This window comes from Terrabacter sp. R4-6, from assembly GCF_057529065.1.
Window position 1 is genome coordinate 2,157,940 of the sequence record NZ_CP197224.1, and the last position, 18,433, is coordinate 2,176,372.

Annotated in this window: 18 protein-coding genes; 5 read left to right on the forward strand and 13 right to left on the reverse strand. The window is 72.9% G+C overall.

The window, feature by feature from the left end; genetic code table 11:
- Positions 1–3: 3 nt before the first annotated feature.
- From ACSSS0_RS10180 to gndA, 3 genes are all read right to left on the reverse strand, one after another.
- Positions 4–1,401 carry a sigma 54-interacting transcriptional regulator gene (locus tag ACSSS0_RS10180; protein ID WP_487231055.1) on the reverse strand — a complete coding sequence of 466 codons (1,398 nt, stop codon included), beginning with the start codon at positions 1,399–1,401 and terminating at the stop codon, positions 4–6.
- Between the two features lie 98 nt (positions 1,402–1,499).
- Entirely contained in the window at positions 1,500–1,946 is a 447-nt protein-coding gene (locus ACSSS0_RS10185) for a hypothetical protein (protein WP_487231056.1), read from the reverse strand.
- Between the two features lie 186 nt (positions 1,947–2,132).
- The gene (gene gndA, locus ACSSS0_RS10190) at positions 2,133–3,584 is read right to left on the reverse strand and encodes an NADP-dependent phosphogluconate dehydrogenase (protein ID WP_487231057.1); all 1,452 of its coding nucleotides are present in this window, start codon (positions 3,582–3,584) and stop codon (positions 2,133–2,135) included.
- A 90-nt stretch (positions 3,585–3,674) separates the two neighbouring features.
- Here gndA and ACSSS0_RS10195 point away from each other — a divergent pair, with 90 nt between their 5' ends.
- Together ACSSS0_RS10195 and ACSSS0_RS10200 are read left to right on the forward strand one after the other, a co-directional pair.
- Entirely contained in the window at positions 3,675–4,598 is a 924-nt protein-coding gene (locus tag ACSSS0_RS10195; protein ID WP_487231058.1) for a DUF429 domain-containing protein, read from the forward strand.
- A gap of 37 nt (positions 4,599–4,635) precedes the next feature.
- A complete protein-coding gene (locus tag ACSSS0_RS10200) occupies positions 4,636–5,091 on the forward strand; it encodes a GNAT family N-acetyltransferase (RefSeq protein WP_487231059.1) in 456 nt (151 codons plus the stop codon).
- Positions 5,092–5,232: 141 nt separating this feature from the next.
- Here the strand turns inward: ACSSS0_RS10200 and ACSSS0_RS10205 are convergent, their stop codons facing one another.
- From ACSSS0_RS10205 to ACSSS0_RS10225, 5 genes are all read right to left on the reverse strand, one after another.
- A complete protein-coding gene (locus ACSSS0_RS10205) occupies positions 5,233–6,339 on the reverse strand; it encodes an SGNH/GDSL hydrolase family protein (protein ID WP_487231060.1) in 1,107 nt (368 codons plus the stop codon).
- Positions 6,340–6,490: 151 nt separating this feature from the next.
- Entirely contained in the window at positions 6,491–7,315 is an 825-nt protein-coding gene (locus ACSSS0_RS10210; RefSeq protein WP_487231061.1) for an SDR family oxidoreductase, read from the reverse strand.
- 118 nt (positions 7,316–7,433) lie between these two features.
- Positions 7,434–8,417 (reverse strand): alpha/beta fold hydrolase, encoded by a 984-nt coding sequence (locus tag ACSSS0_RS10215; RefSeq protein ID WP_487231062.1) that lies wholly within the window; start codon positions 8,415–8,417, stop codon positions 7,434–7,436.
- Entirely contained in the window at positions 8,414–9,652 is a 1,239-nt protein-coding gene (locus tag ACSSS0_RS10220) for an RNA polymerase sigma factor (RefSeq protein ID WP_487231063.1), read from the reverse strand. Before ACSSS0_RS10220 ends, ACSSS0_RS10215 begins: the two co-directional genes overlap by 4 nt.
- Positions 9,653–9,665: 13 nt before the next feature.
- Positions 9,666–10,061, reverse strand: coding sequence for a YciI family protein (locus ACSSS0_RS10225; RefSeq protein ID WP_487231064.1), 396 nt, complete (start codon positions 10,059–10,061; stop codon positions 9,666–9,668).
- A 140-nt stretch (positions 10,062–10,201) separates the two neighbouring features.
- On the opposite strand from ACSSS0_RS10225, the gene ACSSS0_RS10230 reads away from it, so the two are divergent.
- From ACSSS0_RS10230 to ACSSS0_RS10240, 3 genes are all read left to right on the forward strand, one after another.
- Complete coding sequence (locus tag ACSSS0_RS10230; RefSeq protein ID WP_487231065.1) at positions 10,202–11,353, forward strand: glycoside hydrolase family 76 protein; 1,152 nt, start codon at positions 10,202–10,204, stop codon at positions 11,351–11,353.
- Positions 11,354–11,534: 181 nt separating this feature from the next.
- Complete coding sequence (locus ACSSS0_RS10235; RefSeq protein WP_487231066.1) at positions 11,535–12,653, forward strand: alpha/beta hydrolase family protein; 1,119 nt, start codon at positions 11,535–11,537, stop codon at positions 12,651–12,653.
- A gap of 175 nt (positions 12,654–12,828) precedes the next feature.
- Positions 12,829–13,647, forward strand: a complete 819-nt coding sequence (locus tag ACSSS0_RS10240) for a hypothetical protein (RefSeq protein WP_487231067.1) — start codon at positions 12,829–12,831, stop codon at positions 13,645–13,647.
- Between the two features lie 24 nt (positions 13,648–13,671).
- Here ACSSS0_RS10240 and ACSSS0_RS10245 read toward each other — a convergent pair whose 3' ends face one another.
- From ACSSS0_RS10245 to ACSSS0_RS10265, 5 genes are all read right to left on the reverse strand, one after another.
- Positions 13,672–14,616: an amidohydrolase family protein gene (locus ACSSS0_RS10245; RefSeq protein WP_487231068.1), complete on the reverse strand. Its 945-nt coding sequence runs from the start codon at positions 14,614–14,616 to the stop codon at positions 13,672–13,674.
- A 46-nt stretch (positions 14,617–14,662) separates the two neighbouring features.
- Positions 14,663–15,214 carry a hemerythrin domain-containing protein gene (locus ACSSS0_RS10250; protein ID WP_487231069.1) on the reverse strand — a complete coding sequence of 184 codons (552 nt, stop codon included), beginning with the start codon at positions 15,212–15,214 and terminating at the stop codon, positions 14,663–14,665.
- Between the two features lie 195 nt (positions 15,215–15,409).
- Complete coding sequence (locus tag ACSSS0_RS10255) at positions 15,410–16,744, reverse strand: C1 family peptidase (protein WP_487231070.1); 1,335 nt, start codon at positions 16,742–16,744, stop codon at positions 15,410–15,412.
- A gap of 129 nt (positions 16,745–16,873) precedes the next feature.
- On the reverse strand, positions 16,874–17,473 hold the full coding sequence (locus ACSSS0_RS10260) for an ATP-binding protein (protein WP_487231071.1): 600 nt from the start codon (positions 17,471–17,473) through the stop codon (positions 16,874–16,876).
- A 19-nt stretch (positions 17,474–17,492) separates the two neighbouring features.
- On the reverse strand, positions 17,493–18,401 hold the full coding sequence (locus ACSSS0_RS10265; protein ID WP_487231072.1) for an NAD(P)/FAD-dependent oxidoreductase: 909 nt from the start codon (positions 18,399–18,401) through the stop codon (positions 17,493–17,495).
- Between the last annotated feature and the right edge of the window lie 32 nt (positions 18,402–18,433).

Consider the following 18,433-nt stretch of genomic DNA (forward strand, 5'->3'; position numbering starts at 1 on the left):
GACCTAGGCCCCGTAGACGGTGCGGCCGGCGACGGAGTCCTTGTCGATGCGACGCGTCAGGTGCAGACCCTCCAGCACGAACTCCACTGCGGCAGCGACCTGCCCGGGCGTCGCATCGTCGCCGTGCCCGAGCCGGTCGAGCACCTTGGACAGGCCCGGCACCGGACCCACCTGGGCGAGCAGGTCGGCCCCCGGCACGAGCTCGCCGGTCTCGACGACGGCGCCCTCGGCGAAGAGGTTCGTGAAGCCGGTGAGGTCGAGGCCCGACAGGCGCGAGCGGTACGTCTCGGCGACGGCGAGGCGCAGCAGGTGCGTCAGCACGTCGCGCTCGCGACCCTCCTCGCCCATCTCGAACTCGACCTTGCCGAGGAGGGTGGGCACGACGGTGGGGACGTCGCAGACCCGCGCGACGGCATACGCCTCCCCGGAGCGGGCGGCCCGGCGGAGCGCGGAGCCGGCCACGCCCTCGGCCCCCGCGATGGCGAACCGCGCGGACACACCGGAGCGCTGGTCGACGGCCGCCGACTCACGCAGCCCGCGCGTGAAGCGCGCCACGACCTCGAGGAGGTGCTCGGGCACGTCGGCGACGAGCGCGGACTCCTGAGCGATGAGGGCGACCTCGTCGCTGACCTCGGGCGGGTAGTGCGTACGGATCTCGGCACCGAAGCGGTCCTTGAGCGGCGTGATGATGCGGCCGCGGTTCGTGTAGTCCTCGGGGTTGGCCGTCGCGACGAGCAGGATGTCGAGCGGCAGGCGCAGCGAGTAGCCGCGGATCTGGATGTCGCGCTCCTCGAGCACGTTGAAGAGGGCGACCTGGATGCGCTCGGCGAGGTCGGGCAGCTCGTTGAGGCCGAAGATGCCGCGGTTGCTGCGCGGGACGAGGCCGTAGTGCACCGTCTCGGGGTCGCCGAGCGTGCGGCCCTGCGCGACCTTGACGGGGTCGACGTCGCCGACGAGGTCGCCGACGCTCGTGTCGGGCGTCGCGAGCTTCTCGGTGTAGCGCTCGCTGCGGTGGCGCCACGCGACGGGCAGGTCGTCGCCGAGCTCAGCGGCGAGGCGACGGCAGCGCGTGCACGACGGTGCGTGCGGGTCGTCGCCGATCTCGCAGCCCTCGACGACGGGGCTCCACTCGTCGAGCAGCCCGGACAGGGTGCGCATGAGACGGGTCTTGCCCTGGCCGCGCTCGCCGAGCAGCACGAGGTCGTGGCCCGCGAGCAGGGCCGTCTCGAGCTCGGGCAGGACGGTCTCCTCGAAGCCGACCATCCCGGGGAACGCGTCCTCGCCGGCGCGCAGCCGGGCCAGGAGGTTCTCGCGGATCTCGCTCTTGACGCTGCGGTGGACGTGGCCGGAGGCGCGCAGCTGGCCGAGGGTGGTGGCACGACCGGTGTCGGGGTGGGTCATTGCTTCACGCTACGTCCGACTCCCGACCCTGTCGAAGGGTCGTCCGTGCCGGGCCGCCCACGGCCCAGGCGGTGCGGGTCGCGGGCGGCCGGGTCGCGTCAGTGGGACGTGAAGGTGTAGCGCGCGGTGAAGAGGGTGCCGTCGGGCAGCTTGGAGGTGCCCTCGAACTGGAGCTTGACGCCCGAGCTGACCGTGACGTTGACGGCACCGGCGTGGACCTCGAAGTAGCCGGCGTCGCGGGCGATGCGGGTCTTGCTGCCGTCGGCGTTGATCCGGTAGATGTTCGCCGCCGTGTAGGGACCCTGCTCCGGATAGAGCACCCAGACCTTGGCGCAGGCGACGTTGGTGCTGTCGTTGTACCAGGAGTCGAGGATCGCGTCTCGGGACACGACGCCGTTGGAGAACGTGTGGGTCAGGTACTTGCTGTTGACCTTGGTGCCGGTGCACGACTGGCTGACCCAGGCCGCGTGAGCGGGCGCTGCGGTGGCGATGACCGCCGCCATCATGGCGCCGGCCGCGAGCGATGACGAGACGAACTTCTTCATGGTGGAGCTCCCCTGACTCGGTGTCCGCGGTGGTGCGGACACGCACAGCGTCACAGCGCTCCGCGAGTACCGCAACGCGAAACCGCCCACGGGCAGCTCCCACGGGCGGCTCCCACGGGCGGCTCCCACGGTCGAGTCACTCCCGCACGGAGGGGCTGACGACGCGGCCCCGACGTGCCGGTCGGCTCAGTCGGTCGAGGACTCCGCGCGGTCGCCAGCCCAGTCGGTGTGGAAGGTGCCCTCGCGGTCGGTGCGCGTGTAGGTGTGCGCGCCGAAGTTGTCGCGGAGGGCCTGGATGAGCGCGGCCGGCAGCCGGTCGCGGCGCAGGCCGTCGAAGTAGGCGAGCGAGGACGCGAAGGCGGGCGCAGGCACACCGCGCTCGGCCGACACGGCGACGACGCGGCGCCAGGCCTGCACGCCGTTGCCGATCGCGTCGGCGAACCACGGCGCGGTCAGCAGCGTCTCGAGACCGGGCTCGGCGGCATACGCCTCCTTGATGCGGTCGAGGAAGCGGGCGCGGATGATGCAGCCACCGCGCCAGATCGTCGCGACCTCACCGAGGTCGAGGTCCCAGCCGTGCTCCTTCGACCCGGCGGCGAGCTGGTCGAAGCCCTGGGCGTAGGCGACGATCTTCGAGGCGTAGAGCGCGGCGCGGACGTCGTCGACGAAGGCGTCCCGGTCGACCTCGCGCTGCGTCGAGGGGTCGAGGTCGGCGAGGTCGGCGAAGGTCTCGCGCACCGCGGCGCGCTGGCTCGTGTGGCCCGACAGGCTGCGGGCGAAGGTCGCCTCGGCGATGCCCGTGACGGGGATGCCGAGGTCGAGGGCGCTCTGGACCGTCCAGCGGCCGGTGCCCTTCTGCTCGGCCGCGTCGCCGACGACGTCGACGAACGGCTTGCCGCTGGAGGCGTCGGTGTGGGCGAGTACGTCGGCCGTCATCTCGATGAGGAACGACTCGAGGTCGCCCTCGTTCCACTCGCGGAAGACGTCGGCGATCTCGGACGGCTCGAGCCCGAGGACGCTGCGGAGCAGGTCGAAGGACTCGGCGATGAGCTGCATGTCGGCGTACTCGATGCCGTTGTGGACCATCTTGACGAAGTGGCCGGCGGCGTCGGGGCCGAGGTGCGCGGCGCAGGGAGTGCCGTCGACCTGCGCGGCGATCGACTCGACGACCGGGGCGAGCCGCTCGTAGGCGTGGTCCGAGCCGCCGACCATGATCGAGGGGCCGTTGAGGGCTCCCTCCTCGCCGCCCGAGACACCCATGCCGACGAAGTGGATCCCCTTGTCGGAGAGAGCCTTCTCGCGGCGGAGGGTGTCTGCGAAGTGCGCGTTGCCGGCGTCGACGACGATGTCGCCCTCGTCGAGCAGCGGCACGAGCTCGTCGATGACGGCGTCGGTCGGGTCGCCGGCCTTGACCATGACGATGATGGCCCGCGGCTTCTGGATCGCCGCGACGAAGTCCTCCACCGTCTCGGCGCCGACGAAGTCGCCCTCATCGCCGAACTGCTCGACGAGGCTCGTCATCCGGGCGGTCGTGCGGTTGTGGACCGCCACCGTGTGGCCGTGCCGGGCGATGTTGCGGGCGAGGTTGCGGCCCATCGTCGCGAGGCCGGTGACGCCGATCGTTGCGCGTGTCTCCATGCAGGCGGCAACCTCCGGCGCGACCGGTCCATTCCGCGCCGTCCACCCACCGGTCCCTCCCGCCGGTCACCGATGGGGTTGAGTGGTGCCATGCAGACGGACGCGCAACGGATCCGCGAGCTCGCCGATGGACTGGAGGCCGGGCTGTGGGGCGCGCCGACCACCGTCGTCGGCGGAGTCGGCGACGTCGGCAGGGTCGGCGGGGTGAGCGACGAGGTCGGCGACGCGGCTGCGGAGGCCGTCGCGTCCCTGCGCCGGCTCGCCAACGTGCTCGAGCGGCAGCCTGCGTCCGGCGGTCAGGCACGGCTCGCTCCGGTCGAGGTCGTCGCGCCCGTCCTCGGGGTCGACGGGTGCAGGGCCGGCTGGGTCGGCGCTCTCCTCGAGCCGGGAGCCCCACGTCCGCGCATCGTCGTCGCGCCGACGATCGCCGATCTCGTCGCCATGGTGCGCGAGTCGACCGGCATCCGTGTCGTGGGTATCGACATCCCGATCGGCTTGCCCGACAGCACGATCCGCCAGGCGGACGTCCTCGCGCGCCAGGCGCTGCCCGGCAAGGCGTCGTCGATCTTCACGACGCTGACCCGTCCCGCCTATGCCGCGGCCACGCGCCTCGAGGCCGATGCCGTCAACCGCGGCCTCGTCGGCCAGGGCGTCGGCGCGCAGGCGTTCGCCCTCCGCGACAAGATCGTCGAGGTCGACGCGTGGCTTCGCAGTCGCCCCACCGTCACCGTCCTCGAGGTGCACCCCGAGGTGTCCTTCGCGACGATGGCGGGCGCACCCATCACCGCGAGCAAGAAGACGGACGGCGGCCGGGACCAGCGGCTCGCAGCCCTCGCAGCCGCCGGCATCGCCCGCCCGTCCGTGCTCCAGGGCCAGGGGTATGCCGCCGACGACGTCCTCGACGCCTGCGCGGTCGCGTGGTCGGCGGCGCGTCACGCGGCAGGCCTGGCCCGACCCCTGCCCGACCCGCCGGAGGTCTTCTCCGACGGCATCCCGGCCGCGATCTGGGCCTGAGGGTCACACGCGCCCAAGGGTGCCCGAGGATGGGCGCATGCGGATCACGCTCGACGACCTCACCGACCCGGCCGTCATCGCGCTCCTCGACGGGCACGTGGCGCAGCTGCGGTCGATCTCGCCGCCCGAGAGCTCGCACGCCCTCGACCTCGACGGGCTGCGGGCACCCGGCGTCACCTTCTGGGTGGCCCGCGACGGGGACGAGGTGCTTGGCTGCGGCGCGCTGACCGAGATCGCTCCCGGTCACGGTGAGGTCAAGTCGATGCGCACGGCGCCGACCGCCCAGCGCCGCGGTGTCGCCAGGGCCGTGCTGGCCGAGATCCTCGCCGAGGCCCGACGCCGGGGCCTCTCACGGCTCAGCCTCGAGACGGGGTCAGCCGACTTCTTCGCGCCAGCGCGGGCGCTCTACGCCGCGCACGGCTTCGCCGAGTGCGAGCCCTTCGGCACCTACCGCTCCGACCCGCACAGCACCTTCATGACGCTCCCGCTCTGACCCGGCCGCCACGTGCCCCTCACGGGTCAGCGCACCACGTGCGCGCACGGTGCCACGACGCGATCGAGGTATGCCGTCGCGACCGGGCGCGACGGCATACCTCGTCCCAGCGGGGCCGGCGTCCCGGACCCCCCGCGCACCTCAGCCGGTGACGGCGACCCGGAGGGCTCCGGCGGTCGCGTCCCAGCCGGGCTGGGTCGGGTGGACGAACTCGGCGACGTCACGGCCCGGCGTGCCGACGGGCACGAGCCACGCCCTGGAGCTGTCGGCGACGAGGTGGGGGTCGAGGCCGTGGACGCGGCCACCCCAGGCCGCCTTGACGGTGTCGACGAAGTGGTACTGCGTCGTCGCGTCCTCGGCGTTGAGCTCGGCGATGCCGCGCGCCTGCAGGTCGTCGCCGAGGCGCTGGAGGTCGTTGAGGACCGCGCCGGCATCGTAGACGGGAGCGACCTCGGGGATGGCGTAGCTCTCGGTGTCGATGAGGAAGGGGTAGCTGAGCAGGTAGACCTGCGCGTGACCGCCCGAGCGCGCGACGACGGCCCGCAGGGCCTCCTTGGTGCGGTCGACCATCTCGGGCGCCTTCGCCGACGCCGCCTCGAGCGACTGGCGGCAGCTCGACGGGTCGCGCAGCGTCAGGCAGTTGACGACGATGGTGGAGAAGCCGATGTCGTTGCCGCCGATGGTGAGGAAGACGTAGTCGGTGTCGGGGGTGACCGCGTCGACCTGCGGCCGGGTCACGAGCTGGCACGAGACCGTGCCCGTGTAGAGGCTGCCCACGCCGACGCCCGCGACGAACGTGTACGTGTAGGAGAAGTCGGGCTGGGCGGGGACACCACAGAGGCGCGCCGTCTGCGCGCGCCTCTGCCACTCAGCCTTCTGGTCGGGGTGGCGCGCAGGGTCGATCGTGTACGTGGCGGTCTTGGTGGACGCGTCACCGAGCTCGCGCGGCTCGAGGATGTCGGCGACGACGCCGCCGCTGCACGCCACATCGGTGAAGGTCGCGCCGATCGAGGCCGCGACCTGGGAGCCGTAGTTGTCCGGGGAGCGGTAGCAGCTGCGCTCCTCGTAGCTGCCCGTGCCGTTGCCGGCGGAGTAGGAGTCGCCGAGCTGGACGACGTGCGGCGCACCGGTCGCCGTGGCGGACGGAGCGGTGACGGCACCGGTCGTGAGGGCCGCTGCCGTGGCGAGCGCCGCGACGAGCGCTGCGGCCGGTCGGGCTCGGCGGGTGGTGCGGGAGGAACGGGGCACGGCGGGACTCCTTCGTCCGGTGTCGGTCTCGGAGGAGAACGACGCCGCTCCGGCCGAGGTCACGCGGGTGCCGTGGCCCTCACCCACCTACAGAGGAGGTATGCCGTCTCTAACGGGCGTGACGGCCTACCTCCTCCGGTCGTGGCGGGCGTCAGCCCTGGGCGAGCTGGGACACGTCGTCCCACTTCTCCCACGTCTCGATCCGCGAGGCGTAGTCCGCCTTGGCGATCGAGAGCGGGGCCGCGCCGAAGAAGACGCGCAGCGGCGGCTCGTCCGCGTCGACGACCTCGAGCAGGGCTGCCGCGGACGCCTTGGGGTCGCCGGGGCCGGAGGTGTTGCGGGCGGCGCGCTCGCGGTGCGTGCGCTCGCGGATGTCGTCGTAGGTCGACGACGGCTCCGAGTGCTTGGCCGACGGGCCGGCCCAGTCGGTCGAGAACCCGCCCGGCTCGATGAGGGTGACCGTGATGCCGAACGGCGCGACCTCCTGGGCCAGCGACTGGCTCAAGCCCTCGAGCGCCCACTTCGACGCGTGGTAGGCGCCGACGATGGGGAACGCCGAGATGCCACCGATCGAGCTGACCTGGATGATGTGGCCCGAGCCCTGCTCGCGCATGATCGGCAGCGCCGCCTGGGTGACCCAGAGGGCGCCGAAGAAGTTCGTCTCGAGCTGGTCGCGCACGTCGGCCTCGCTCAGCTCCTCGACGAAGCCGAAGTGGCCGTAGCCGGCGTTGTTGACGACGACGTCGAGTCGGCCGAAGCGCTCGTGCGCCTGCGCGACCGCCGCGAAGTCCGCGTCGCGGTCGGTGACGTCGAGGGCGATCGGCAGCACGCGGTCGCCGTAGGTCTGGACGAGGTCGTCGAGGGCCCCGGTGTCGCGGGCGGTCGCGGCGACGTTGTCGCCTCGCTCGAGTGCGGCGATCGCCCACTCGCGACCGAACCCACGGGACGTTCCGGTGATGAACCACGTTTTCGTCATGCGCTCGACGCTATGACTTCGAGTGCGCTCCAACGCAAGCCCGGCGAGGGGCGAGGCGAGGTGATGCCGGCACGCACGTGACGCCCGCGACCACCTCGCACCAGCTGGGGTCGGGCACTCAGGAGCGTCGGGCGGTCCGGGCCAGCCAGGTGAGCGCGTCCTCGGCCGTGCGGAGCACCGAGATGTGGCCGTCGCCGGGCTGGAGCCAGAGGTCGGCGTCGGGCACGGCGGCAGCGAGCCACTGGCCGTGCGAGGCCGGCACCATCCGGTCGGACCCGCCGTGCACGACGAGGGTGGGTGCCGAGACGGCGCCGGGCTCGAAGCCCCAGTCGGAGACGTAGGCGAGGTCGTCGTCGATGAGCGCCGCGGGACCAGCGGCGAGAGCGGGCCCGACGACGGAGCCGAACCAGCCCCATGGTCCGGCGAAGGCCGCCTCGTCCGCCTCGACGAAGCCGACGTCGACCCCGCCCGCGGGCACCTGTGCCGCAGCGACCTCGTGGGCCTCCTTGGCCTCGCGGCCGGCAGCGGCGGCACGCAGCGAGGCCTCACCTCCGGGAGCCATGCCGGCGAACCAGTCGAGGCCGGGTGCACCGAACGGTGCGACCGCGGAGACGCTGACGACGGCACGCACCCGGTCGCCGCGCAGCGCGCCCGACGCGAGGGCGTGCGTGCCCCCGCCCGAGTGGCCCATGACCGCGAAGGACCCCACGCCGAGGTGGTCGGCCACGGCAGCCACGTCCCGGGCGGCCGACGCGACGTCCCGGCCCGGCCGTGGCGTCGACCCGCCGTAGCCCGGCCGGTCGTAGGACACCCAGCGGATGCCGAGCCGCGCCGCGGCGTCGAAGAGCGGTCGTGGCGGGGCGCCGATGTTGGGCGTGCCGTGGTGCCACACGACGACGAGCGGCTCGACGTCGGCGACCGCGCGGGCCCCGAGGTCGCCGGTGTCGTAGACGTGCAGCACGTGCCCGTCGCCGAGGTCGACGTCGCTCTCGGTGACGACGCTCTCAGTGACGTCGCTCTCGGTGACGACGCTCTCAGTGACGACGCTCTCGGTGACGACGCTCTCGGTGACGACATTCGGGGCGGCTGGGGAGTCGCTCACAGGGCTTCGGCCTTTCGTCGGAGATGGTCCTGCTCGGGGATGCTCGTCGTGAGGCGGGACGCGAGCAGGTAGCTGTCACGAGCCCCGTCGCTGTCGCCGGACATCTCGAGCAGGTGCGCACGCACGGCGTGGAGGCGGTGGTGCCGGGCGAGCCGCTTGTCCTGCTCGAGGTCGTCGAGCACGGCCAGCCCTGCCGCGGGCCCATCGACCATGGCGAGGGCGACGGCGCGGTTGAGCGTCACGACCGGTCCGGGAGCGAGCTGCTCGAGCAGCCCGTAGAGCGCGAGCACCTGCTCCCAGTCCGTCTCGGCCGCGCTCGGGGCCTCGTCGTGCACGGCCGCGATGGCCGCCTGCACCTGGTAGGGCCCGAGCCGGGTCCGCGTCAGGGCGTCGGTCACGAGGGCGACGCCCTCCCGGACGTAGGCCGTGTCCCACCGTGAGCGGTCCTGCTCGGCGAGCGGCACGAGCTCACCCGCCTCGTTCGTGCGGGCCGGTCGTCTCGCCTCGGTGAGCAGCATGAGGGCGAGCAGCCCGGCGACCTCGCCGTCGTCCGGCAGCAGCGTGTGCACCTGGCGCGCGAGGCGGATCGCCTCTGCGGTCAGGTCGATCCGGTGCAGGGAGTCACCGCTGCTCGCCGTGTGACCCTCGGTGAAGACGACGTAGAGGACGTGGAGCACCTCGCGGAGCCGCTCGGGCACGTCGTCGGGCGGTGGCATCCGGAACTCGGCGCCCGACTCACGGATGCGCTGCTTGGCGCGGCTGATCCGCTGCGCCATCGTCGCCTCCGGCACGAGGAACGCGTGGGCGATCTGAGCCGTCGTCAGACCACCGACTGCCCTGAGGGTCAGGGCGATCCGCGCGGCCGGGGCGAGCGCGGGGTGGCAGCAGAGGAGGAGGAGCGTCAGGGTGTCGTCGTGGTCAGCCGGCCCGGCGGCATACGCAGGCGGAGCGGTGAGCTCGTCGTCCGGCGCGCGGCTCGCGTCGGCGAGCTCACGACGTGCCCGCGCCTCGTCGCTGCGCAGGCCGTCGATGAGGCGACGGGAGCCGACCCGGATGAGCCACGCCTTGGGATCGTCCGGCACGCCCTCCTCGGGCCACTGCGCGGCCGCGGCGAGCAACGCCTCCTGGGCGGCCTCCTCGGCGCGGTCGAAGTCGCGGTAGCGGCGCACGAGCGCCCCGATGACCTGCGGCGTCACGCTGCGCCACAGCTCGTCGGTCACCACGGATCCGCCCATGTCACAAGCCTTCTCAGAGGTCCTCGGCCGAGCCGCCCATGAGCGGGCGCACCTCGACGGCGGCGAAGCGGGCGTCGGGGAAGCGCCCCGCGATCTCCTCGGCCCGCTCGGGCGTCGCGCAGTCGACGATGAAGTAGCCGGCCATCTGCTCCTTCGACGAGGCGTTGGGTCCGGCGGTCACGAGGCTCTCGCCGTCGCGCACCCGCACGCTCCGGGCGGTCAACGGGTCCGCGAGCGCCTGGGCGGTCACGAGCTCGCCCGAGTCGCTGATCTCGCCCATCAGCTCCTCGAAGTCGCGCAGCAGACCAGCACGCTCGTCGTCGGTCATGGCCGCGGCCTCGGGCGTGCGGAGGAAGATCGGGTGCCCCCACGTCTGCGGGTTGCTCCAGATCGTGAGCAGGTACTTCACGTCGACTCCTTCGTCCTGGCGCCGTCACGGCGACCGGTTCCTCACTCGTCAGGGACGTCGGAGCCGGGGCCGCGATCTCGACACCGCGCCCCCGACCCTTCCACAGACCGGTGCGGCGGGCGTCGCGGTAGCGTCGCAGCGTGTCCGCCGCCAGCCGCCCGACCACTCCCCCGACGGCCCTCGACGACCGCGCCGCCGAGGCCGAGCGGTCCGTCACAGCCCTCTTCGCCGGCCGGCTCGGGCGTGTGCCACTGACCCACCTCGCGCGCATCGTGCACCCCGCGCCGGCCGGGTCACGCACGTTCGGCGGGCTCCGCGGGACGTGGCACTACTGGTGGCAGGCGCACTACCTCGACGCGGTCGTCGACGCCGGCCTCCGGTCCCTGCGCACCGGTGACCCGGCAGGCGCCGACGCCCGTGCCCGACAGGGGGACCGGCTGCTCTCGACCATCCGGCTGCGCAACCGGGTGCGCTGGGTCAACGACTTCTACGACGACATGGCCTGGCTCGCCCTCGCCTCGGGACGGCTGCAGGACCTGCACGAGGAGATCGGGCGCACCGCGCGGAGCCGACGCCTCCGTTCGGCCGGCCGACACCTCACGGCGCAGCTGCGGTCGGCGCACACGGACGACCTCGGTGGCGGCCTCTTCTGGAGCCGCGACCGCGACTTCAAGAACAGTCCCGCGACCGGGCCGGCCGCCCTGCACCTGGCCCGGCTCGGTGACACGGACGAGGCCCGCCGGCTCGTCGACTGGCTCTACGCGCGCCTGTGGTCGGCGGAGAGCGGACTCGTGATGGACGGCATACGGCTCCGCGGCGGCGAGGAGGTGCTCGTCCCGGACGTCTGGTCCTACAACCAGGGCACGGTGCTCGGCGCGCTCGTGGCGCTCGGGGCGCTCGGGGCGCTCGGGGACGAGCAGAGCCTCGAGCGGGCAGCCGCGCTCGTCACGGCGGTGGATGCCCGGCTGACGACCGAGGTCGGCGGCGCGCGCGTCCTGCGGACGCACGGTGGCGGTGACGGCGGCCTCTTCACCGGCATCCTCGTGCGCCATCTCGCATCCGCGGCGAACGCTCCGGCGCTCGACGAGGCGACACGGGAGACCGCGCGGCGGCTCGTCGCCGACACGGCCGAGGCCCTGTGGCGCGGTCAGGGCAGCCTTCCGGTCCCGGGTCGCCGCGACCCCACGGTCTTCCCCGTCGAGCCGGGCGGGCCCGCGCCCACCCCGCCGCTCGAGCTGTCGCCGCAGCTGCAGGCCTGGACCGTCCTCGAGGCCGCAGCCACCCTCACCTGACCCCGGTCGGGCGCGGCCGACGGACGACCGTTGGTATGCCGTGTCGGCCGTTCGCGGCGTGTCGTGCGGCGAGTCGGCGGGCGAGGTCGACCAACGGTCGTCGGTCGGCGAAGGTCTCGGATCGGGCACGAAGGCTGGGAGCGGGCTGGGAATCGCGCCGCTCCCGGGTGAGACTCGAGACGTGCGCACCCCACGAGCCCTCGCCGCCGGCCTCACCGCCGGGCTGCTGCTCGGCGCCTGCTCGACGGCGGGGCCCACCGACGACCGGGCGGGCGGCACCACGGGGGCCGGCCCGACGGCATACGCAGGCACGTCGGGCCCGCCCGCGACGGCGTCCTCCACGACGGCGCCCTCCTCGACGGTGCCCTCCACGACGGCGACTCAGCCGACTCCCACGCCGAGCACGTCAAGCCGGCCGAAGCCCGCGCCCGACCCGGCGTCGATCGCGGCGCTCATCGCCACGCAGTACGACGGCGGCAACCTCAAGCTCGGCCGCGAGCGCGGCAGCACGGACGCCTACCGGCAGTACTTCGCGACCTACGAGAGCAACGGCCTGACGATCTCGGGGCGGATCAACATCCCGCGCGGCACGGGGCCCTTCCCCGCCGTCGTCCTCGCGCACGGCTACGTCGACCCCGCCGTCTACACGAACGGCGAGACGATGCTCCGCGAGCGCGACTACCTCGCCCGGCAGGGCTACGTCACGCTGCACATCGACTACCGCAACCACGCGCAGTCCGACCGGGACCCGCGCAACGACGCCAACCTCCGCGCGGGCTACACGGCCGACGCCATCAACGCCGGACTGGCGCTGAAGAAGGCGCAGGTCGTCGACCCCGACCGCGTCGCGCTCATCGGCCGCTCGATGGGTGGCGGGGTCGTCTACAACGCCCTGGTCGTGCGCCCGGGGCTCTTCCGCGCGGCCGTGGCCTACGCGCCGGTGAGCTCCGACAGCGTCGACAACTTCGACAAGTGGGTGCGGCGCGACGCCTCCCGGTCGGGCGCTGCCCGCGCGGTCATCGGTCGGCTCGGCACACCCGAGGCGCAGCCGGCCGCGTGGGCGGCGACGAGCCCACGCACCTACTTCGTCCGCGTCACAGAGCCGCTCCTCATCCACCACGGCACCGCCGACGAGGACTGTCCGCTGTCGTGGTCGCGCGAGTCGGTCGCGGCGCTGAAGGCCAAGGGCAAGGACGTCGAGCTGCGCGTCTACCCGGACGGCCGGCACACGCTGACGTCGCCGCAGTGGGACACCTCGATCCGGCGCACCGAGGCCTTCCTCGCCGAGCACCTGGGCTGACCGGCGGCGCACAGTCGAGGCGACGTATCCGGAGGGCCTCTCGACCTCTCGGAACGGGCACGGCGTCGCCAGTCGGCAGGCCACCATCGAAGGATGTCCTGCACCTTCTGCAGGACGATCCGGGCTCGGCCCGGTGCGGGGGCCGCGGCGAGCACGCCAAGGCAAGGGGATAAAGATGAGACGCACACAGCGGTGGAGCGCGGCAGCGCTCGCAGCCGTCACCGGAGTCATCATGTCGGCAGGGTCGGCGCTGGCCGCAGCACCGACGAACGACGTCAGCAGCAGCCCGGTCGCCATCGGCACTCTGCCCTTCACGACGACCATCGACACGAGCGAGGCCACGACCGACGCGGACGACGCCGCGCTCAACGGACAGTGCGGGGCACCCGCGACCGACGCCAGCGTCTGGTTCACCGTCACGCCGACGAAGGACGGCGACCTGTTCGCCGACGTGTCCGGCTCCGACTTCACCGCCGGTGTCATCGTGGCACAGGGCACCGGAGGCTCGGCCACGGTCGTCTCCTGCGGCGCCCAGGGCACCGGGTGGACCGCTGTCGCCGGGGAGACCTACACGATCCTCGCCTTCGACGACCAGACCGACGGGGGCGGCAACGGGGGAAGCCTCGCCCTCACGGTCGATGCCGCCCCGACCCTGGACCTCGTCGCCACCGTCGACCACACAGCCCGGTTCGACCGCAAGACCGGGAGCGCCTACGTGTCGGGCACCGTCACCTGCCCGGCTAACGCCGAGTCGGCCTTCGTCAATGTCGGCCTGACGCAGCGGGTCGGTCGCCTGCTCATCAGCGGTTCCGGCTCGACCGACGTGGCCTGCACCGGAGAGCCCGAGTCCTGGACGGTCCTCGTCGTCGGCGACAACGGCATCTTCAAGGGAGGCAAGGCCGCCAGCGTGACCTCCGCGTTCGCGTGCGGCGCCCTGGCGTGCGGCGAGTACTTCGACGAGCAGACCGTCCAGCTCAAGGGCCGGACCCGCTGAGACCAGCGACCCGACCGGCCGGCGTCACTCCGGCGCCGGCCGCTCGGTCTCGCCTGCCCGTGGCAGGCCGAGCAGGCGGGTGCCGTTGTGCCACAGGACGGCTCGCATCCAGTCGTCGCCGAGACCGAGGCGGGCCAAGGCGTCGAGCTGGTGGGCGTAGGGGTAGGGGATGCTCGGGAAGTCCGACCCGAGCACGACGCGGTCGCGCAGGGCGCCGAGCCGCTCGACGTAGCCGTCGGGAAACGGGGCGAAGCGGTTCGTGAAGTCGGTGCCGCTCATCGTCGTGTCGAGGTGGACGCCCGCGAACTCCTGTGCGAGGTCAGCGAACTCGTGGTACTCCGGCATGCCGAGGTGCGCGATCACGAGGACGAGGTCCGGGTGCCGGCGCAGCACCTCACGCACGGCGCCCGGGCCGGTGTGGGTGCCGCGGATCGGCGCCGACCCGGCATGGATGACGACAGGCACGCGGGCAGCCTCGAGCCGCGCCCACGCCGGGTCGAGCCGGTCGTCGTCCGGCGTGAAGTCCCCGACCTGCACGTGCATCTTGAAGAGGCGGGCACCGTCGTCGAGCGCTGCCGCGACCGTGTCGCCCACGCCCGGCTCGGGGTAGAAGGTGGCGCAGTGCACCGCATCGGGCACCCGGCGGGCGAAGTCGGCGCACCACTCGTTGAGCCAGGTCGCCATGCCGGGCTTGTGCGGGTAGACGAGGGCCGGGATCGCGCGCAGCCCCATGGCGCGCAGCGTCGCGAGGCGCGTCTGCTCGTCGTCGCGGTACGTGATCGGCCACGGCGCGCCGTAGTGGCTCTCGGCCTCGTCGAAGTAGGCCCACACCTTGCGCTGCATGGCGTCGGGGAGGAAGTGCACGTGCACGTCGGCGAGGCCCGGCAGCCCGAGGGAGCGGACGTATGCCGGCACGTCGGCGTCCGTCGCCGGGCCCGGTGTCGTGCGGGGCGCGTCAGAGGTCGTCATCGCCTCGCAGCGTAGGTCAGACCACCCCGCCGTCCCGGTCGGGTGCTCACGTGCCACGCACCGTCAGGACGTCGCCGACCCACGAGCGGTCGTCGTGCCCGTCGAGCCCGTCGAGCGCGGCGCCGATGCTGCGCTCCTCGAAGGCGAAGTGGGAGTCCATGATCGCCATGAGGCCGTCGAGCTCACCCACGAGGCGGGTCCGGCGAGCCTTCGGCGCCGCCGAGGCCTGCACGGCGAGGTCGCCCACCCGGGCGAGGATGCCCGCCACGAGGTGGTGGTCCTCGGCGAGCTTGTCGAGCATCGGGCCGAGGTCGGGACGCTGGTCGCGCAGCGCGGCGAAGAGCCCGTCGTCCTCGCCGGTGTGGTGCGACTGGAGCGCGCGGCAGAAGCCGAGGCAGTGCTCGAGGAGCCCGGCGACCGGCGGGTCCGAGCCGTCCGTCGGTGCATCGCCTCCGGCGAGACCGTCGCGGATGACGCGCACCCGCGCCCGCAGGTCGTCGTGCACGGCGGCCAGCTGGGCCGACAGTGCTGCTGCTCGGTCCTGGTCGTCACGACGTGGGTCGCGCGGATTCGGGGTCGGATTCGGGGTCGGGGTCATGGTGCAAGCCAGTCCATCACGCGGAACGGCCGGTGCGGCAGGGTGGTTCACCCGAGCGACGACAGGGTGGTTCGCCGGCTCAGGACGGAGGGGGCCGCGGTCTCTGGCTTGCCGGCGGCGGCGCGGTCCTCCTGACGTACGAGCGCGCCGCCGCCTGACCGGCAGCGGCGCGCTCGACGTGGAGCGAGGCAGGACTCAGCCGGCGAGGGCGCCCATCGGGTCCCATGCGGGCAGGACGATCGGGTCGCGGGTCAGCGCCTCCTGCAGCTGGGGAGGCAGGGCGTCGCGCCTGACGGCCACCTCGAAGACGAACTCGGCGAACCAGGAGTCGTTCATCGTCATGAAGCCCTTGTCGCCCTTCTCGGTGCCCCAGCTGTTCTCGACGCGCCAGCGCCGCGGGACGTCGTCGAGCAGGTCGACGCCGGTGAAGAGCATGGCGTGCGTCATGAGCGACTCGTGGTGCAGCAGGCGGTCGGCCTTGCCGAGGCTCGGCTCGGTGCCGTAGATCGCGGCCCGATCGAAGAGGCCGGCGTCCCAGAGCCCGAGGGTGGCGTTGGACATCTGCCCGGTGTCGCAGCCGAACCACACCGGCTCGCCGCCGACGATCGCCTGCGCCGCAAGGGACTTCATGAGGTCGGGCTCGACGTTGAGGTACGTGACGGGCGGGGCGCCGACGACGTTGCCGAGGTGCTCGACGGTGAAGGTGTGCCCGTAAGGGCTGCTCGCGCGGGGGTCGTTGACGAGGCACACGTAGTCCTCGAGCGGCACGGTGACGTAGCGCTCGGCGAACTCGAGCGGCGTCATGGTCCCGTCGCGGTGGAAGCCGCCGTCGGTGTCCTTCCACTGCCACACGAACGACTCGGGCGGGGTACCGAGGTGGATGCTGAGCAGACGGTGGACCGTCGCGAGCACCTGCTCCTTGGCGTCCTGGAGGTCGTCGACGTCGGCGCCGTCGGCGGCCCGGGCGCGCAGGTCGCGCGCAGCCTGGCGCAGGATCGTGCTGAGGTCACGGTTCATCTGGCCGGTGTTGCTCGAGCTCTTCGTCTCGGGCATCGCCACCTTGGGCACGAGGCCGTGCTTGACGACGAGCGCGACGAACATGTTCCACTGGCCGCCGTCCTCGGCCGGCGTGGCGAGCAGGTGCGCGACGGTGCGGTCGTCGACGTCGCGGTCGGCCGTCGCGATGACCGACTCGAGCCAGTGGTTGGCCTTCTCGAACTTGTCCCAGAAGAGCAGGTGGTTCTGCGAGAACTCGAAGTCCTTGACCTTGAGCTTCTCGCGCGCGCTCGCGCGCAGCAGGTTGGTGCCGGCGAAGAGCCAGCAGCGGCCGCTCTTCTCCTGCGACGTCGCGCTCCAGTCGTCGAGGAGGTTCGACACCGAGTGGTCGATGCCCGTCACCACCCTGCGGTCGAGCGCGATGTCGTCGACGGACGTCGTCGTGACGGCGTTCTGCAGCATGCGGGCGGTGGGGTCGGCCTCGAACGCCTTCGTGAGGCGCTCGACGAGGTCGGGGGCGAGGTCGCGCGGCATGGGCCACTCCTTCGAGCTTCTCGGGATCCCAGCATCGTATGCCGCACGCCTGAGCCCCCCGGCCCCACCTCACTCCATTGAGCGCCCCGCGTCGAGTCAGCGCCCCGCCACACGGGTCGGGCCGGATCGTCACACGCTCTCGGCGACGACCTCGATCGGGACGACGCCGGCATACGCCTGCGCGGCAGCCCGGACCTCGTCGGCAGCGAGGGAGCCGGGGACGAGGGCCGGGTCAGGGCGGAAGTGGACGACCGTGCCCGTCGACGCCTGACCGGGCAGGCCCTCCAGGACGCCCTGCGGCAGGCCGCGCTCGAAACGCTGGCTCCACCCACCCTCTGCACGGCGGTTCGTGTGGACGACCCACTCGCTCAACGCTGCCACGACCGAGATGCCGGCCCGCGGCGAGCCGTCGGGCAGCAGGGGCGCGTCGTCACGGCCGTAGAAGCGCAGGTCCCTCGTCGCCATGATCGGCTTGACGCGCGCGACACCGTCGTCGTCGACGCGCGTCTCGGTGCCGCGCCCGTCGTCCGCGACGGACACGGAGCCGTCCGCGTGGAGCACGACCCGGATCCGGGTCGTCGACCCGTCGACGGCCTCGTCGACCGGGTAGGCAAGCACCTCCAGGACGAGTCGCAACGGGCCCGCCGACGTGAACTCGCCTGCGTTGCGCCGGATCTCGTCGAGATGGTCGGTGTCGACTTGGCTGCTCCAGCTGTGCGTCGCTCCCACAGCCCCACCTTGCCAGACCTCAGCGCGACAGCAACGCCATGATCGCCGCCGAGGCCGCGAGCTGCCCGGCAGCCATGGCCGACACGACCGAGGACATCGGCATCGGGTAGGCCGGCAGGTGTGCCATGTCGCCGGCGCAGTAGACGCGCTCGCGGCTCGACCGCCCGAACTCGTCGACCCGGACCGCCCCGGACGGGTTGAGCTCGAGGCCGAGCTGCTCGGCGAAGGGTGCCGACTGGTGGAGCTCCGGCCTCACGAAGAGGCCTGCGACCTGCTCGTGCACCTGCGCACCGTCGACGCCCTCGAGCACCACGCGTACGCCCCCGTCGTGCCGTTCGAGCGCGACGACCCGCTCGGCGCGCACGGTTGTCCCCGTCGGAAGGCCGTCCGGGGCGTCCGCACCGTCGGCGAGCACGACGAGCTCGGACGCGATGCGCCCGAGCAGCGCCGACAGGTGGGGCGCGTTCGCGGCGCCGAGGATGCCGACGCGCCGGCCGCTCAGCTCGTGGCCGTGGCAGAAGGGGCAGTGCGCGACGAGGTCGCCCCACAGCGCGTCGACCCCGGGCACGGGCGGCAGGGCGTCCCGGACACCCGTGGCGAGGATGACGGCGGACGCGGTGAGCGTCGTGCCGTCGGCCAGCGTCAGGAGGAAGGCGCCGTCGAGCTCCTCGACGGTCTCGACGCGCTCCTCCCGCACCGTGACGGTGTCGTATGCCGTGAGCTGCCTCCGCGCGTCGGCGCGGAACTCCGCCGGCGGGGTGCCGTCCTGGGCGACGACGTTGTGCATGTGGCGGACGGTGGCGTTGCGGTAGGTGCCGTCGTCGAAGAGGACGGCGTCGCGGTGGATGCGGCCGAGGGTCAGGGCGGCCTGGAGACCGGCGGGGCCTCCGCCGATGACGGCGACGTCGGTGTGTGCGCTTGCGGTCATGGTGGCTCCTTGGAGGGGTCTGGTTGTCGTCT

What these genes read in the sequence shown, in the direction of transcription:
- ACSSS0_RS10195 (WP_487231058.1), top strand. Translation starts at nt 3,675, where the DNA reads ATGCAGACGGACGCGCAACGGATCCGCGAGCTCGCCGATGGACTGGAG.
- ACSSS0_RS10240 (WP_487231067.1), top strand. Translation starts at nt 12,829, where the DNA reads ATGAGACGCACACAGCGGTGGAGCGCGGCAGCGCTCGCAGCCGTCACC.
- ACSSS0_RS10200 (WP_487231059.1), top strand. Translation starts at nt 4,636, where the DNA reads ATGCGGATCACGCTCGACGACCTCACCGACCCGGCCGTCATCGCGCTC.
- ACSSS0_RS10265 (WP_487231072.1), bottom strand. Translation starts at nt 18,401, where the DNA reads ATGACCGCAAGCGCACACACCGACGTCGCCGTCATCGGCGGAGGCCCC.
- ACSSS0_RS10245 (WP_487231068.1), bottom strand. Translation starts at nt 14,616, where the DNA reads ATGACGACCTCTGACGCGCCCCGCACGACACCGGGCCCGGCGACGGAC.
- ACSSS0_RS10250 (WP_487231069.1), bottom strand. Translation starts at nt 15,214, where the DNA reads ATGACCCCGACCCCGAATCCGACCCCGAATCCGCGCGACCCACGTCGT.
- gndA (WP_487231057.1), bottom strand. Translation starts at nt 3,584, where the DNA reads ATGGAGACACGCGCAACGATCGGCGTCACCGGCCTCGCGACGATGGGC.
- ACSSS0_RS10180 (WP_487231055.1), bottom strand. Translation starts at nt 1,401, where the DNA reads ATGACCCACCCCGACACCGGTCGTGCCACCACCCTCGGCCAGCTGCGC.
- ACSSS0_RS10185 (WP_487231056.1), bottom strand. Translation starts at nt 1,946, where the DNA reads ATGAAGAAGTTCGTCTCGTCATCGCTCGCGGCCGGCGCCATGATGGCG.
- ACSSS0_RS10255 (WP_487231070.1), bottom strand. Translation starts at nt 16,744, where the DNA reads ATGCCGCGCGACCTCGCCCCCGACCTCGTCGAGCGCCTCACGAAGGCG.
- ACSSS0_RS10220 (WP_487231063.1), bottom strand. Translation starts at nt 9,652, where the DNA reads ATGGGCGGATCCGTGGTGACCGACGAGCTGTGGCGCAGCGTGACGCCG.
- ACSSS0_RS10210 (WP_487231061.1), bottom strand. Translation starts at nt 7,315, where the DNA reads ATGACGAAAACGTGGTTCATCACCGGAACGTCCCGTGGGTTCGGTCGC.